The 390-nt window shown below is 43.1% G+C and carries 1 protein-coding gene; it reads left to right on the top strand.

All coding sequences use genetic code 11. From position 1 onward, the window contains the following. Window positions 1-42: 42 nt before the first annotated feature. A partial coding sequence (locus CBF90_RS16910) for a S8 family serine peptidase (RefSeq protein ID WP_197690614.1) occupies window positions 43-390 on the top strand: 348 nt, incomplete at its 3' end.

Raw genomic sequence — 390 nt, forward strand, 5'->3', positions numbered from 1 at the left:
TTGCTGGACTGGTTGTCGTGGAAGTACCGGGTTTTATTCTGTGTGAGTGCTGGCAACTACGTAGAGAATATTGATATTGGCATTGGCGTGCCAGAGTTTCGAGGACTCACTCCTGAAAAGAAAGTGGAGCATACTCTGCAAACTATCCAAGAATATGTATCAAGGAGGCGGATTTTGTCTCCGGCGGAATCGATCAATTCTATTACTGTTGGGGCATTACACTCAGATTTAAGTGGTGACTATTATGCCAATCCACATCACAGGACTGATTTATTACCAAACAATTCTCTTTTTAGTCCAATAAGTAGATTTGGGCATGGATTCCGCCGATCGATTAAACCAGAAATTTTGTTCCCTGGTGGTCGGCAGTTGTTCCGAACACCAATGTTA

This window comes from Microbacterium sp. AISO3 (assembly GCF_002204305.1).
Classification (GTDB): domain Bacteria; phylum Actinomycetota; class Actinomycetes; order Actinomycetales; family Microbacteriaceae; genus Microbacterium; species Microbacterium arborescens.